The organism is Amycolatopsis tolypomycina (assembly GCF_900105945.1).
In the GTDB taxonomy this organism is placed as follows: Bacteria; Actinomycetota; Actinomycetes; order Mycobacteriales; family Pseudonocardiaceae; genus Amycolatopsis; species Amycolatopsis tolypomycina.
The window spans coordinates 4,657,464-4,671,940 of the sequence record NZ_FNSO01000004.1 but is presented as its reverse complement, the minus strand read 5'-3'; the positions used below and the strand labels follow the sequence as shown (position 1 = coordinate 4,671,940).

Sequence of the window (14,477 nt, the reverse complement as noted above, 5' to 3'; positions counted from 1 at the left end):
AAATAGTGACTCGGCAAAGAACGAGTAAGCATTCTTCTGTGCGGGCTTGCGCTCACCCGGGCGGGTGATAGCCGGTTTTACAGAACCCATTAATGTTCTGCTCAGCCGCTCTCGGCTCATCGGGTGCGCGCGAACGGGGTAAGTCCTTCAGGGCTCTGGGTGGGAAGGTTCGTGCTGTGTCCGATTTGGTCTTTGCTGTGCGAAGAATTGCTTTCCGGGTCGGCCGGGCGCCGTTCGGCAAGTGGTCCAGGTCTCGTTCCGTTGCCATTTTCGTGACCGTTTTCGCCCTCTTCTCCGGTTCGGTGACCACCGTGTCCGCGGCGCCCGCCCCGGCGGGCGCGGCACCGGTGCGCCCGGCTGCCGCCCCCAGACCGGGTGACTTCGGGCCGGGGGCGGCGTCCTCGGCCGACGTCGCCGTCGACGGCTGGGGTGACGCGCGGGGGTACCACCTGGAGCTGGGCCGGGAGAGCTCCGGCTTCGCCTGGCACGAGGTCGCGCTGCTGCACCCGGCCGGCCTGGACGACTCGTCGTGGACGGGCTACCAGTGCGTGTCCGGAACCGGCCGGTACGCCGCGGTGGCGGTGCTGCCGCTCTCGGCGGTCACCAGCCAGGCCGCGCGTGACCACGGCGCGGTCGCCTACGCCGTCGACCTCTCCTCCGGCGCCGTGCGCCCGCTGGCGAGCGGCGTCGGGCTGAAGTACTTCTCGCCCGGGTGCGGCACGGGCGACCAGGCCGTGTTCACCCTCGACGTCGGGGCGAACGACGAGAACACCCGGCTGGTGACCGCCAACCTGGCGACCGGGAAGGTCGACGGCTCGACGACGGTGCCCGGACAGGTCACCTCGGCGGTGCCGACCGCGACCGGGATCGTCGGCGTCGCCGGCTCGCGGCTGGTCTCGGTGCCCGCCATGGGAAAACCGGCCGTCATCACGAGCGTCACCGGTGCCGCCTACGACCTGCGGCCCGCGGCCGACGGCGGGGTCAGCTTCCTCCACGCCGCGCCCGGCGCGAAGACCGCCACCGCGGTGCACGAGCACGCCGGCGCGGTCACCACCCTGGGCTCCGGCGACCTCACGCGCCTGCACCTGTTCCAGGGCCGGTCCGGTCACGCCGTGCTGGCCGGTGCGGCCCGGACCAGCGCCGCGGCGCTGGCCGGCGCGGGTGTCCGGGCGGTCGAGGATGCCGGGCTGTCGCGGGCCGCCACCGGCTCCTCGCTGGACGGCGACGCCCTGCTGGGACCGGACCCGGCGGCGCAGAACCCGGCGCCGGTCCTGCTGTCGACCACCACCGGCACCGTCCTGACCCGCGCCGTCGCCGGCAGCACCGCGCCGCCGTCGACCACGCTGCCCGGCTACACCGCGGCCGAAGGCACCGCCGCCCACCGCCCGCAGCCGGGTTACCTGGTGCCGCACGCCGATGCCGCGCCCGCGCACGGCGGTGGCGGAGCGACGGCCACCGCGGCGACGACCGCCCAGACGCCGACCTGCGCGGTCGCGCCGCTCGACACGGCGAAGCAGGTCATGCAGCCGAACCCGGCACAGGTCGACTGGGCCGTGCAGCTGGCGGAACAGGGTCTGCTGACCGGCAGCGCGTACACGCGGCCGGCCGGCTTCGACAACCTCGGGCTGGCGGCCTACGCGCCCAACAACGACTTCCCGCTGATCCCGTTGGCGCACCCGGCCGGCGCGTCGAACACCGTGCCGCGGTCGATCTTCGAGGGCATCATGGCCCAGGAGTCGAACTGGTCGCAGGCTTCCTGGCACGCGCCGGCCGGCACGGCCGGCGACCCGCTGATCGCCAGCTACTACGGCGCGGGCGGTGACATCCGGTCCATCAACTACGCCGCCTCGGACTGCGGGTACGGGATCAGCCAGGTCACCGACGGCATGCACGTCGGCGACACCTCGCTGTCCGCGCACGGCCAGATCAAGGTCGCCGTCGACTACCAGGAGAACATCGCCGCCGGCCTGCAGATTCTGGAGACCACCTGGAACCAGCTCTACAGCGCGGGGATCATCGCGAACAACGGCGACCCGGCCGACCTGGAGAACTGGTACTTCGCCGCCTGGGCGTACAACTCCGGCATCCAGCCGAACGCCGCCAACGGCAACACCACCGGCTGCACGCCGGGCCCGTCGTGCACCGGCCCGGACGGCACCTGGGGGCTTGGCTGGACCAACAACCCGGCCAACCTGGACTACCCGCCCAACCGCGACCCGTACCTGCAGGACACCTACGCCGACGCCGCGCACCCGGCCAGCTGGCCCTACCAGGAACGCGTGCTCGGCTGGACTGCGAACCCGCTGCTGCGCTACGGCAGCAAGGCCTACGCCAAGCCGACGTACCACGGCGGGAACACGTGGGTGCAGCCCGCACCGTTCACCGCGATGTGCGACCTCGCGGCCAACCACTGCGACCCCAACAACACCAACACGGCCAACCCGGGCGCCAGCCACTGCATGCTCAACGACTTCGAATGCTGGTGGCACCAGCCCGTCACCTGGATCCCCACCTGCGCGACGACCTGCGCGACCAGCCCGTACGCCGTGTCGGGCGGCAGTGAACCGGCGAACCCCAGCCAGAACCCACCCACGTGCAACCAGGACACCTCGAAGGTCCCGGCGGGTTCGATCATCGTCGACGACGAGCCGTCGCCGCCGCTGAACCTGCAGGGCTGCGGCAACCCGAACTGGTCGAGCAACGGCACGTTCACCTACACCTACGGCACCAACTCGGCCGGTGATCCGATCGGCGCGATCGACACCCACCAGGCCGGCACCGGCCTGGGCGGCCACATCCTGTTCACCCACACCGAAGACGGCTCCGAGCCCGACCTCGTCAACACCGGCACCTGGACGCCGAACCTGCCGTCGCTGCAGTACTACAAGATCAAGCTGCACATTCCCGGCCTCGGCGCGGAGGCGACCGACGTCGTCTACACGATCAACCCCGGCGGCGGCGTGGCGCCGTGGAAGATCCGGGTCAACCAGGCCTGGAACTCCGAGCAGTGGGTCACCATCGGCACGTTCGCCATGCAGAACGGCGGCAACGTCGTGCTGACCAACAACGGCAGCTCGGTCGACCGGGGCGGCTTCGGCTACTCCGACTTCGACGTGGCCTTCGACGCGATCGCGTTCGTGCCGCAGGGCGGCACGCCCGGCCAGCCGATCGGCGGTCCGCCCGGCATCCAGGACGCACCGCGCGGATCCAACCCCGCGTTCGTCGCCTGCGGCTGCGCCCGGCGCACCGCCGGCGACCCGGTGGACACCTCGACCGGGTACTTCGGCCAGACGTTCACCGACCTGGCCACGCCCGGCCGCGGCCTGCCGCTGAACTTCACCCGCAGCTACGCCGAGGGCATCGCCGACCCCAGCGGCCCCCACGGTTCGCTCGCCGCCGACGGGCCGTTCGGCTGGGGCTGGACCGATTCGTACAACCTGTTCGCCACCACGGCCGCGACCGGGAACGTCACGGTCACCCAGGAAGACGGCTCCCAGGTCACGTTCGTCGACTCGGCCGGCAGCTACGCGCCGTCGGCGCCGCGGTACGACGCGACACTGGCCAAGAACGGCTCCGGCTACACGTTCACGCGGCGCGGCAAGGAGATCTTCACCTTCGACACCACCAGCGGCCACCTCACCGCGGAGACCGACCTGGCCGGCAGCAAGGCGAACCCGCCGTACCAGACCAGCCTCGCCTACGACGGCAGCGGCCACCTGCACACGATCACCGACCCGGCCGGCCGCGCGTACACGCTGACCTGGACCGGCAACCACATCACCGGGCTGAGCGACCCGGCCGGCCGCACCGTCACCTACGCCTACGACGGCACCGGCAACCTGACCGACGTCTACGGCGCGGGCACCACCCGCACCCCAACGCTCAAGGACGACGACCACACGCAGTACACCTACGCCGGCCACCTGATGACCTCGATGCGGTCGCCGAAGAACTACGGCGGCGCCGCGTCCGCGGTCACCGCGATGACGTACGACAGCGCCGAACGCGTGAAGACGCAGGTCGACGCCAACGGCCACACCACGACGTTCACCTACGGACCCGACGGCGGGCTGACCGCCGGGCAGACCCTGGTGACCGACCCGGCCGGGCACCAGACGCTGGACACCTACCAGAACGCCCTGCTCGTCTCGGAGACCAAGGGGTACGGCACCGGCGACGCCGGCACCACCAGCTACACCTACGACCCGGTGACCCTCGGCGTGTCGAGCCAGACCGATCCCGACGGCGACCTCCAGACGTTCACCTACGACGACCACGGCAACCGGACGTCCGAGTCGAACGCGCTGGGCTTCACCAAGAACTACGCCTTCGACGACCACGACGACCCGGTCGAGAGCATCGACGAGAACGGGGTCGCCACGGTCACCACCTACGACCCGGACACGCTGGTGCCGACGGCCACCACCGTCACCCAGGCCAACAACGTGGTGGAGTCGCTGACCGGCAACTTCGGGCCGGCGCCCACCCGCACCACCGCCTACCACCACGACGACGCCGCGCACCCGGCCGACCAGACGCGGCTGACCGACCCGAACGGCAAGACCACCACCACGACCTACGACGCCTACGGCGACAAGGCCACGGTCACCGACGCCGCCGGCGACAAGACCCAGTACGGCTACGACACCCGGACCGGCTGGTTGACGTCCACAGTGGACCCGAACGGCACGGCGGCCGGGGTCGCACCGTCGTGCACGCCGCCGGCGAAGGGCTGCACCACCTACGGCCACGACGCCCACGGCAACGTCAACCGCACCACCGATCCGCTCGGCCACAGCTCGACCGCGGTCTTCGACGCGGACGGGAACAAGACGTCGGCCACCGATCCGAACAACCACACCGTGATCACCACGTTCGACGCGGCCGACCAGGCGACCAAGGTGACGCAGGCCGACGGCACCACCCGGATCAGCGACCTCAACCCGGACGGCACGCTCGCCGACACCGTCGACGGCCTCGGCGCCAAGACGCAGTACGGCTACGACGGCCAGGGCCGCAGGAACAGCCGGACCGATCCGGACCACCGCGTCACGAGCACGCACCTCGACCCGGCGGGCCGCGCGCTCACCGTGACCGACGCGGCCGGGCGGGTCACGACCATGGGCTACGACGCGGCGGGCCTGCTGAAGTCGGTGTCCTATTCGGACGGTGTCACCCCGGGCGCCACCTACGCCTACGACCCCGTCGGCCGGCGGCGCACGATGACCGACGGCACCGGGACCTCGACCTGGACCTACGACACGTTCGGCGAGCTCACCGCCCAGACGCAGGGATCCGGTGCCGCGGTCGGCTACGGCTACGACAATGCGGGCAACCAGACGTCGATCACCTACCCGGGGCAGGCGACGCCGGTGCTCCGGACCTTCGACGACGCCGGACGGCTGAAGACCGTCACCGACTGGAACGGCAACCAGACCGTCTTCGGCTACGACAACGACGGGAAGGTGCGCACCACCCAGTACCCGGACGGCGACACCGTCACCGACGGCTACGACGACGCCGAGCAGCAGACCTCGACATCCGCGGTCACCGGGTCGGCCACGGTCCTGTCGGCCACCTACGGCCGTGACCCGATGGGGCAGCTGTCGACCCAGACCGTCGGCACGAGCTCGCAGCCCTTCGGCTACACCCCGCGCGAGCAGCTCGGCAGTGCCGGCGGCAGCACGTTCGCCTACGACGCGGCGGACAACCCGACCACCGTCGGCGCCGCGACGCAGGCCTTCGACGCGGCCGGGCAGCTGTGCTGGGCACTGGCCGGCAGCACGGTGACCGCCCCCACCTGCGGCACCGTGCCCGGCGGCGCCACGGCCGTCACCCACGACAACCTGGGGGAGCGCAAGACGTTCGGCTCCACCACCTACAGTTACAACCAGGCGGGGCGGCTCACCGGCACGGCCGGGGCCACTTACACCTACAACGGCGACGGCCTGCGCACGACCAAGACGGCCGGCGGGGTGACCGCCACGTTCGTCTGGGACGGCGGCGAGACGCCGAACGTGCTCTCCGACGGCACGAACAGCTACCTGTACGGCCCGGGCGGCCTGCCCATCGAGCAGATCGGCGCGGCGGCGAACTGGTTCGTGCACGACCAGCTCGGTTCGACGATCGGGTTGCTCGACGGCGCCGGCACCGTGGCCGGGCACGCCTCCTACACGCCGTACGGCGTGGCCACCACCAGCGGCAGTGCCCACACGCCGTTGCTGTACACGGGCCAGTACACCGACGCCGAGTCCGGGCTGATCTACCTCCGTGCCCGGTACTACGACCCCGCCACCGCGCTGTTCCTGTCCGTCGACCCCCTGGTCGACACCAGCGGCACTGCCTACGCGTACACGGGCGGCAACCCGGTCAACCGCACCGACCCGACCGGTGAGCTGTTCGGCCTGGACAACCTCATCGCCGGCGCGGTCGGCGCCATCGCCGCCGGCGGTGGCGCGCTCATCCACGGCGCGTTGACCGGTCACGTCGACTGGGCCGACGTCGGCATCGCCGCCGCGGCAGGCGGGGTGTTCGGGGCCACTTTCGCCGAGTGCGGTATCTGCGCCGGCGTGGCGACCAACCTCACGGTCGACTACCTGACCCAGTTGCACGACAACGACTGGGACAACAGCAAGGTCGACTTCGGCGAGGTCGTCGGCGAAGGTCTGATCGGCGCCGCGGCCGGCGCGCTCGGCGACGGGTTCAACGCGTACGGCAGGTCGGTCGGGTACGACGAGGACTACCTGAAGTTCCTGGGCCGGTTCAACACGACGATGATCGGCGGTCTGAGCATGGCACTCGGCGGGTTCGACCCGATTTACGCGATCAAGAGCGGCTGTGGACACTGACCCGGTGACGGAGCCGATGCCGATGCCGGCGGTGTTCCGCTGCTCCCTGCGCAACGGGCGCGTCGCCTACCTGGTGATCGTGCTGGGACTGTGCACCGCCGGCCTCGTCGCGGCCGGCCTGGCCGGCGGCGTCGCGGGCCGGGGCGCCGGCCAGTTCCTGTCCTGGCTGGGGGCGGTCGTGCTGGTCGCCGCACCGACCATCGCCTACCTCCGCCGCACCAAGATCGTCGTCGACGCCGAGCAGGTCCGGGTGCACACCCTGCTCGGGGCGCCCGGCACCGCCCGGCGGGAGGCCGTGGCCCGGATCCGGACGCCGCGATCGGGCCTCGGCTGCTTCGCCGACGCCGAGGGCAAGGTGCTGGTCGCGTTCCGGGACGCCTACACCCGGGAGCAGCTGGCCGAGCTGGCCGGCCTGCTCGGCGTGGAGCTGGTCACCGGCGACTGACGGGCACCTGCTCGCATCTGGTGCGCTTCGGCCCGCGCGGGCCGCAGGTGCCGCCCTCTCGGCTGCCCGTCCGGCCTGGGATCGGAGCGCCGCGCGCGCGATCCTGGGACGGGGCGAACGGGGGAGGGACCGTGGACCACCAGGAGCACCGCGAACCGGAGCGGGACGGCCCGCGGCCGCCCCTTGCCGTCGAACGGCTCGCGACTCCCGCGCCGGCGCGGGCCGAAGGGCCGATGGACCCGCGGACGATCACCGCGTTGCAGGGCGGTGCCGGGAACCAGGCGGTCAGCTCGCTGCTGGGCGCCGAGGTCCGCGAGCGTCGTCCGGCCCCGCCGCCGAAGGCGCCTCCGGTCGCGCCGGCGACGCCAGCGCCCGAGGATGTCCGCGTCCCGCAGCCGGTTTCACCGGTGAAGCCCGTCGCAGCCCCGGAACTGCCCGCCCCGGCCCGGCCCGCGAAGGCACCGGCGCCGCCGTCCGCCGTGCCGCACGGGATCGGTGGCCGACGGCCGGCGCAGGCGGCGCCGGTCACCGCACCGCCGGCGGCCGCGGCGGGCGCCCAGCAGGTCGTGGCCGCCGTCGCCGAGGCCGGCGCGGAAGGCCAGGCGACGCTGGCGGCCGCCGTCGACGAGCAGCTCGCGCTCGTCGAGACCACGGTCGAGGAACAGCAGGAGACGATCGAGCAGGAGACCACCGGCGAGCTCGCCGCGGTGGAGGCCGGGTTCACCGCGGCCGAGGGCCGGGTGACGACCGCCGTCGCTGGCGCCCAGCAGCGGATGCGCCAGGCCGGGCAGGCCGAGCAGGCGCGGCTCACGGCGTGGTCCACCGAGGCCGGCCGCCGGCTCGACGAGGGGTACGCGGCGCGAACCGGGCAGATCCGCGCCCTCGGGACGACCAAGGGCGCCGAGGCCGTCACCGCCGCGAACACCTCCGCCGCCGACACGCGCACGCAGGTCGACGCCCTCGCCGGGCAGGCGCGCACGCGGGGTGCGCAGCGAGCCGCGTCGCCCGGTGGTGCCGACGCCGAGGGCGCACAGGCCAGGGCGGCGGCCGCGCGCGAGGTCGCCGCGGACACCGCCACCCGGATCTCCGAATCACTCGGCGACACCGTGACGCAGCTGCGCGACCTCGGGCCGGAGACCCGGGCCCAGCTGGTCGGGCAGGCGAACGAGATCGCCGACCGGATCCGCACCCAGCTGCCGTCGATCACCGCGGTGCTCACCCAGACCACCGAAGGGGCGGGCAGCCAGCTCGGCCAGGCTATTTCCGCGGGCTGCTCGTCCCTCACCCGGCTCGGCGCCGACGTCGCCGGCCAGCTCGCCGCGCTGCGCTCGTCGGTCACGCAGGCGATCCGGGAACAGGTCGACCTGACCAAGGCCGCCGTGCGCGACGCCGGCGCCCAGGCCGTCGCGGCCGGGCAGGCGCAGCACGACCAGGCGGCACAGGGCGGTGCGGCGCTGCTCGACGGAATCCTCGGCGGGATCGCCAACCGCCGCGTCCGCCGCGCCGCCGCCGCCCGGCTGGCCGGTGAGCTGAGTGCGCAGGTGCGGCAGGGGTTCGGCGACACCGGGCAACAGGCACGGGTCGCGCTCGCCGAGATCGCCCAGGCGTTCAGCACGACCGCGGGCGAGGCCCTGGACGCGGTCCGTGCGGCGGCGGGACAAGCCCGTGACCAGGCCGCCGAGACCGCCGCCGCGGGGCAGGCGGGTGCCGACGGCCAGGCCGCGTCGCTGGCCGAAGAGCTGGCCCGCCTGGTGTCCGGGGCGCAGCAGTCCGGCGACCGGACGGTCGACGGCGCGTTCGCGAGCCTGGACCGGACCATCGCCGACCTCGACGCCCGGTTCGGGCAGGCGCTCGGGCAGTTCCGCGAGGCGCTGGCCCAGCGGGCCGCGGAGGCGACCGGACGTGCCCGGGAGCCGTTGGGCACGCTCGACGGCCGGATGGACCAGGCGATGCGCGAGGCCGAGGAGGCCACCCACCGCAGCTGGCTGGAGAACGCGGTGCGCAGCGTGCCGTGGGGCATGGTCGCCGGCCTGGTCGTCGGCCTGCTCGTCACGATCGCGGTGGTCGCGCTGCTCGGCACGGGGATCGGCGCGCTGATCCTGGCCGGCGCGCTGGCCGGCGCCCTCTCCGCGGCGGCGACCACGCTCACCGACAACGCCGTGCACGGCCGCGACACCAACTGGTCGGAGCTGGGCAGGCAGATGGTCGTCGGCGCGATCTTCGGCGCCATCGGCGGCGCGATCGGCGGCGGCGTCAGCGGAGCTCTCGGCGCAGCGGTCGAGCGGCAGCTGCTCACCCAGGCCGGCGCGCTGGCCATCGGCAAGGCCGCGAACGTCGTCACCGGCGCGACGCTCGGCATCGTCAACAACGTCGTCGCCGGCCGCCCGTGGCACGAGGGCCTGCTGGTCAACATCGGGATGTCGATAGCGCTTTCCTACGGTCCGGGCGGCCGGTTCATCGAGAACGTGACCAGCAGCGCGCGCGGGGCGATGGTCGACAGCGGGCACGCGTTCAACGTCACGCCCGCGGAGATCAACGCCTCGTCCGCGCGGATGCAGGCACGCGCGGACGCCATGCCGGACGCGCCCGTCGAGGGGGCGTTGCCGCACGAGGAGCCGCCCACGCCGGTGGCCGACGAGCGGACGACGGTGCCGGGTGGTGGGGAGGAGGAGCGGACGACGGTGCCGGGTGGTGGGGAGGAGGACCGGCCGACGGTGCCGGGTGGTGGGGAGGACGAGCGCACCACGGTGCCGGGTGGTGCGGAGGACGAGCGCACGACGGTGCCGGGCGGTGCCGAGGACGAGCGCACGACGGTGCCGGGCGGTCCGGAGGACGAGCGCACCACGATGCCGGGCGGCCCGGAGGAGGACCGGCCGACGATCCCGAACGACGAGCACGCCGATCTGCCGGTCGAAGACCTCCCGGACGGCACCGTCATGCACGACGAACACCCGATGAGCGAGGCCGACGCGCGCGTCATGTACGAGAACGCGCGTCGGGACGCTCCGCACAACGAGGTCGCCGTCTACCGCAACAGCGAGACCGGTGAATGCATTGTCGTGCAGGGCAACAACGAGTTCGTCGACGCCTACGAGGGCCGCAACCCGGCGATGCGCGAATTCCTGGAGAGCCGGCCGGGGGAGCCCGGCCGCTGGGACCTCGTGGAGCACTCGCACCCGGTCGATCCCGCGAGCGGCGTGACCCTGGAGCCGCATCGGTACCCGAGTGGCCGTGGCGGCGACTTCGACGTCGCGCGGCTGCAGGCCGAGGCCGGCGGGCGGCCGGTCGAGCAGACCATCGGGATCGTCACCGAGCGCGGCAACGAGACCGTCACCTACGGGTACGACCCGGCGAACCCGGAGCCGTACTCGCTGACGTACCCGGACGCCCAGGGAAACCCGGTGACCCGGCGCTTCCGGTCCATGGAGGCCTACGGCGAGTGGTACGAGAACCAGCCCGGCACCGGTGGCGGGACACCGCACCTCGAGGGCGACGCGACGCCCGCGGCCGCCGCGCCGGGGGAGCGCGAGGGCGAACCACCGGTGACCGCTCCGGAGGAACCCGCGGTCGCTCCCGGGGAACCGCCGGCGCGGGCGGCGGCCGAGCCTGCCGAGATCGACGCGGGCATCCGCCGGGTGCGCGAACTGCTGGCCGAACCCGAGGTGACGGCCGGGCGGCGGGGTGACCGGGCGTTCGAACGCGACGTGCAGGGCCAGTTGCGCAACCAGGAAGGGCGCACGCTCGAGGAGCAGCTCCAAAGCGCGCGGGCCGACGCGGAAGCCGCCCGCGAGCTGGGTGATCCGGCCATGCTGGAGGAATCCCGGCAGCGGCTCGACGCGCTGCGCGACCGGGTCGAGGCCCTCGAAGGGCAGCTGCGGCGGATCACCGAAGGCGACCTGCCGGGCGAACAGATCGTCGAGGGCCCGGTCGCCGGGGAACCGCCGGAGCGCGCCGCCGAACGCGCCCGCGTCGAAGGATCCGCCGAGACGCGGGCGAACTTCCGCCGTCAGGTCGCGCCGGACGAGGTCGTCGGCGCCCCGGCCGCCGAGGGCGGCACCGGGCAGACCGGGCACGCGCGTTCGGGCCACGGCTGGTCGGAGCAGATGCAGGCGGACATCCTCAACCGGCCGGACCGGGTGTTCACCGGCCTGAACAGCGACGGCCGGGCCGTCGACATCTACTATCGCAACAACGGGGACGTGGCGATCACGGTCGCCGGCCGCAAGGAGGAGGTCATCACCGCTTACGGGCCTTCGGATCCGGACGGCACGGGTTCCTTCAACGACGTTTCGAAGTGGGCGGACAAGCCGGGCTACGTGGAGATCAACCCGCGCAACGGCCGCCCGATCCGCCCGGGGAGCGCCGGTGAGTGACGACCTGATCTTCCGGACGCCGGTCCCCGCTCGGCGCTCGGCCGACGACTGGGCGGCGATCGTCGACCGGCTGGCCGGCACCCTGTCCGACGCGCTCGGGGTCCCGTTGCGGGTCGAGGGCCGGGACGTCGTCGACGACGTCGCGCTGACGTGCCGGGTGGCGACGACGTCGCCGGTCGCCGGGCTGCTGGGTATCGGGCTCACCGCGACGATCGGCTTGGAGGTGATCGAGCGGCGACCGGTGGTCAACGCGTTCGTCTTCCTCTTCGCCGGCGGGACGAGGCTGGCGTTGCGGGGAACCGCCGAAAGCTACGCGGAGCTGGTCTACGAACCGGGACGCTGGCGGCTCGCGGCCTGGACCGAGGACGAGTACGGCGAATTCACCGGCCGCCCCGCTCCTCGCTGAAGCCATTCGGACCAGCCGGGGCGCCGTCGAGTGGCCGTCGCAGGGCTGCCGGATTCGCGCCACGATAGGGCGGCGAACCCGCGGACTCCTCGGGCGGATCGGGAGGCGAGGCCGTGCAGAAGATCGTCCTGGCCCTGGTGTTCATCCTGGCCGCAGCCGGGTTGAGCGCCCCAGCGGCCGCGGTTGCCGAGCCGCGGTCGGACAGCGTGCGGGTGTGGAACGAGCTCGCCTTGGCCGCGGTCCGCGCCTCCCGCGCAACCGACGCCGACGCCGCCCGCACCTACGCGATGCTGAACGTCGCCGTTTACGACGCGGTCAACGGGCTCGCCGGCCCGGCTCGCGGCCCCGCGCTCGTGCCCGGCCCCGGCCCGCGCGGCGCCGATCCCCGTGCCGCGGCCGTCGCCGCGGCGCACGGCGTCCTCGTCCGGCTGGACCCCGACCGGACCGCCGGCTACGACGCGCAGCTGCAGGCCGACCTGGCCGCCCTGCGTCCCGGCCACCCGCGCGACGCGGGGGTGCGCTGGGGGAGTGAGGTCGCCCGGCGCGTGGTGGCCGCCCGCGCCGACGACGGCTCGGTTCCGGTGCAGAGCCAGCCCGCGGGCGCGGGGCCCGGGGTGTTCCGGGCCGAATGGTCCGGCGTGCAGTACCGCACGGTCCGCCCGTTCGCCGTCACCGACCCCGCCGGGTACGTCCCGGGGCCGCCGCCGGCACTGGCCGGCCTGGACTACGCCGCCGCGTTCGCCGAGGTCGCGCTGCTCGGCGACGCCGGGACAGCCGCCCCCGACAAGCTCGCCACCTACCACTTCTGGTCCGTGCCGGCCGGCACGGACCAGCCCGCCGGAGAGTGGGTGAAGATCGCGCTGACCGTGTCCCAAGGCCGGTCGCTGGCCGCCTCGGCGCGGCTCCTGGCCCTGCTGACGATGACGCTGGCCGACACCACGGTGCCGACCGTGGCCACCAAGTTCACCTACCGGCACTGGCGTCCTGCCACGGCGATCCGCGAGGCGGAGACCGACGGGAACCCGGCGACGCAGCCGAACCCGAACTGGGCTCCGCGGGCCGGCAGCACCGGCGGGAGTCCGGAGTACCCGTCCGGACACAGTTCCTACAGCGGCGCGGCGGCTGCGGTGCTGGCCGGGTTCTTCTGCGCGGACGGCATTCCCTTCACGCACACCACGGACACCGCACCGGGCGGCCAGGCCCGCACCTACCCGGGCTTCTCGGCCGCCGCGGCCGAAGCCGGCCGGTCGCGGGTGTTCGGCGGGCAGCACTTCGAGTTCAGCAACCAGGCAGGCTTCGCCATCGGCCGCGGTGTGGCGGCCGAGGTGCTCGCCACCCGCCTGCTGAAGCGAACCGGCCCCACCCACCACGGCAGTTGCCCGTTGTAGCCGGACCGCCGGAGCAGCGGGTTCGACGGGAACCGGGTGGGGTGGGAGACCGGGCTCGGCCGCCCACCCCAGCCAGGTCAGCCCTCGTCGCCGCCGTCTCCGTCGTCGTCGAACATCTCGGACAGGAGCATGCCGCCCACGACGCCGCCGGCCACTCCGGCCACCACGCCGCCCATGCCGGGGCCGCGCCGCTCGCGGTGGCCGTAGCCGGGCTGGCCGTACCCGGGGTGGCCGTAGCCGCCCTGGGTCATCTGGGCGTGCCGGGTCTCCACGACCTGGGCGAGCCAGTCGTGGATGCGGGCGGCCCAGTCCTGCTCCGCCGCTTCCTCGTGCCCGGCCTGGAACCGCCCTTCACCGCCGAACGCGCCCACGTGCCGGTCCGCCGTCAGCAGGACGGTGACCTCGGCGGGGGTGGTGACCAGCGTCAGGGTGACCAGCTCGACGCGGCCGGCGAACTGGCCGGACGGGTAGAAGTCGAACTGCTGGAAGAACGGCAGTTCCTGCCGGACTCCGTAGGCCTGCCCCTGCTGGACCGTGGCGGCCTTGAAGGTGAAGCCGAGCCGCCCGAACCCCTCCAGCACCGCGTCCTGCGACGGCAGCGGTTCGACGATCACCGGGTCGAGGTCGCCCTTGTCGACCGCCTTGGCGATCGACACCTCGGTGCGCAGCCCCAGCTCCAGGCCGGGCAGCCGACGGCCGGACACCTCGGTCACCGGGGCTTCCCAGGGGAGCGGGACGGTGAAGGGGATGGTGCGCTGTTCCTTGGCGGCCAGCCTGGTGACGCCCGCGACGACGACCCGGTGGAACTCCGCCTGCGACCGGCCACCCCGGTCGTTGTGGGCCTGAATGGCCAGCGACAGGGCGATGTGCTCGATCTCGGCGTCGGCCTCACCACCGGTCAGCCGTACCTCCCCGGCGAGCGGGGCGCCCGGCCGGCCGCGCGGGTCGGTCAGCACCGTGTCGACCGCGAGGCCGCCGACGCCGATCTTCTGCAACATCTTCTTGAACACCATCCGG

General features: G+C 73.4%; 6 protein-coding genes. 5 read left to right on the top strand and 1 reads right to left on the bottom strand.

Annotated elements, in window-relative coordinates; all coding sequences use genetic code 11:
- The first annotated feature begins 272 nt into the window (after positions 1–272).
- The 5 genes from BLW76_RS31070 (at position 273) to BLW76_RS31050 (ending at position 13,460) form a co-directional block, all read left to right on the top strand.
- A complete protein-coding gene (locus tag BLW76_RS31070; protein ID WP_091314074.1) occupies positions 273–6,848 on the top strand; it encodes an RHS repeat-associated core domain-containing protein in 6,576 nt (2,191 codons plus the stop codon).
- A gap of 4 nt (positions 6,849–6,852) precedes the next feature.
- Positions 6,853–7,293: a hypothetical protein gene (locus tag BLW76_RS31065; protein WP_143060710.1), complete on the top strand. Its 441-nt coding sequence runs from the start codon at positions 6,853–6,855 to the stop codon at positions 7,291–7,293.
- A 131-nt stretch (positions 7,294–7,424) separates the two neighbouring features.
- Positions 7,425–11,666 (top strand): hypothetical protein, encoded by a 4,242-nt coding sequence (locus BLW76_RS48825; RefSeq protein WP_091314070.1) that lies wholly within the window; start codon positions 7,425–7,427, stop codon positions 11,664–11,666.
- Positions 11,659–12,072, top strand: a complete 414-nt coding sequence (locus BLW76_RS31055) for a hypothetical protein (RefSeq protein WP_091314069.1) — start codon at positions 11,659–11,661, stop codon at positions 12,070–12,072. Before BLW76_RS48825 ends, BLW76_RS31055 begins: the two co-directional genes overlap by 8 nt.
- 113 nt (positions 12,073–12,185) lie before the next feature.
- Entirely contained in the window at positions 12,186–13,460 is a 1,275-nt protein-coding gene (locus BLW76_RS31050) for a vanadium-dependent haloperoxidase (protein ID WP_208613424.1), read from the top strand.
- A 77-nt stretch (positions 13,461–13,537) separates the two neighbouring features.
- Here BLW76_RS31050 and BLW76_RS31045 read toward each other — a convergent pair whose 3' ends face one another.
- Positions 13,538–14,473, bottom strand: a complete 936-nt coding sequence (locus BLW76_RS31045; RefSeq protein ID WP_091314066.1) for a sporulation protein — start codon at positions 14,471–14,473, stop codon at positions 13,538–13,540.
- Positions 14,474–14,477 lie beyond the last annotated feature (4 nt).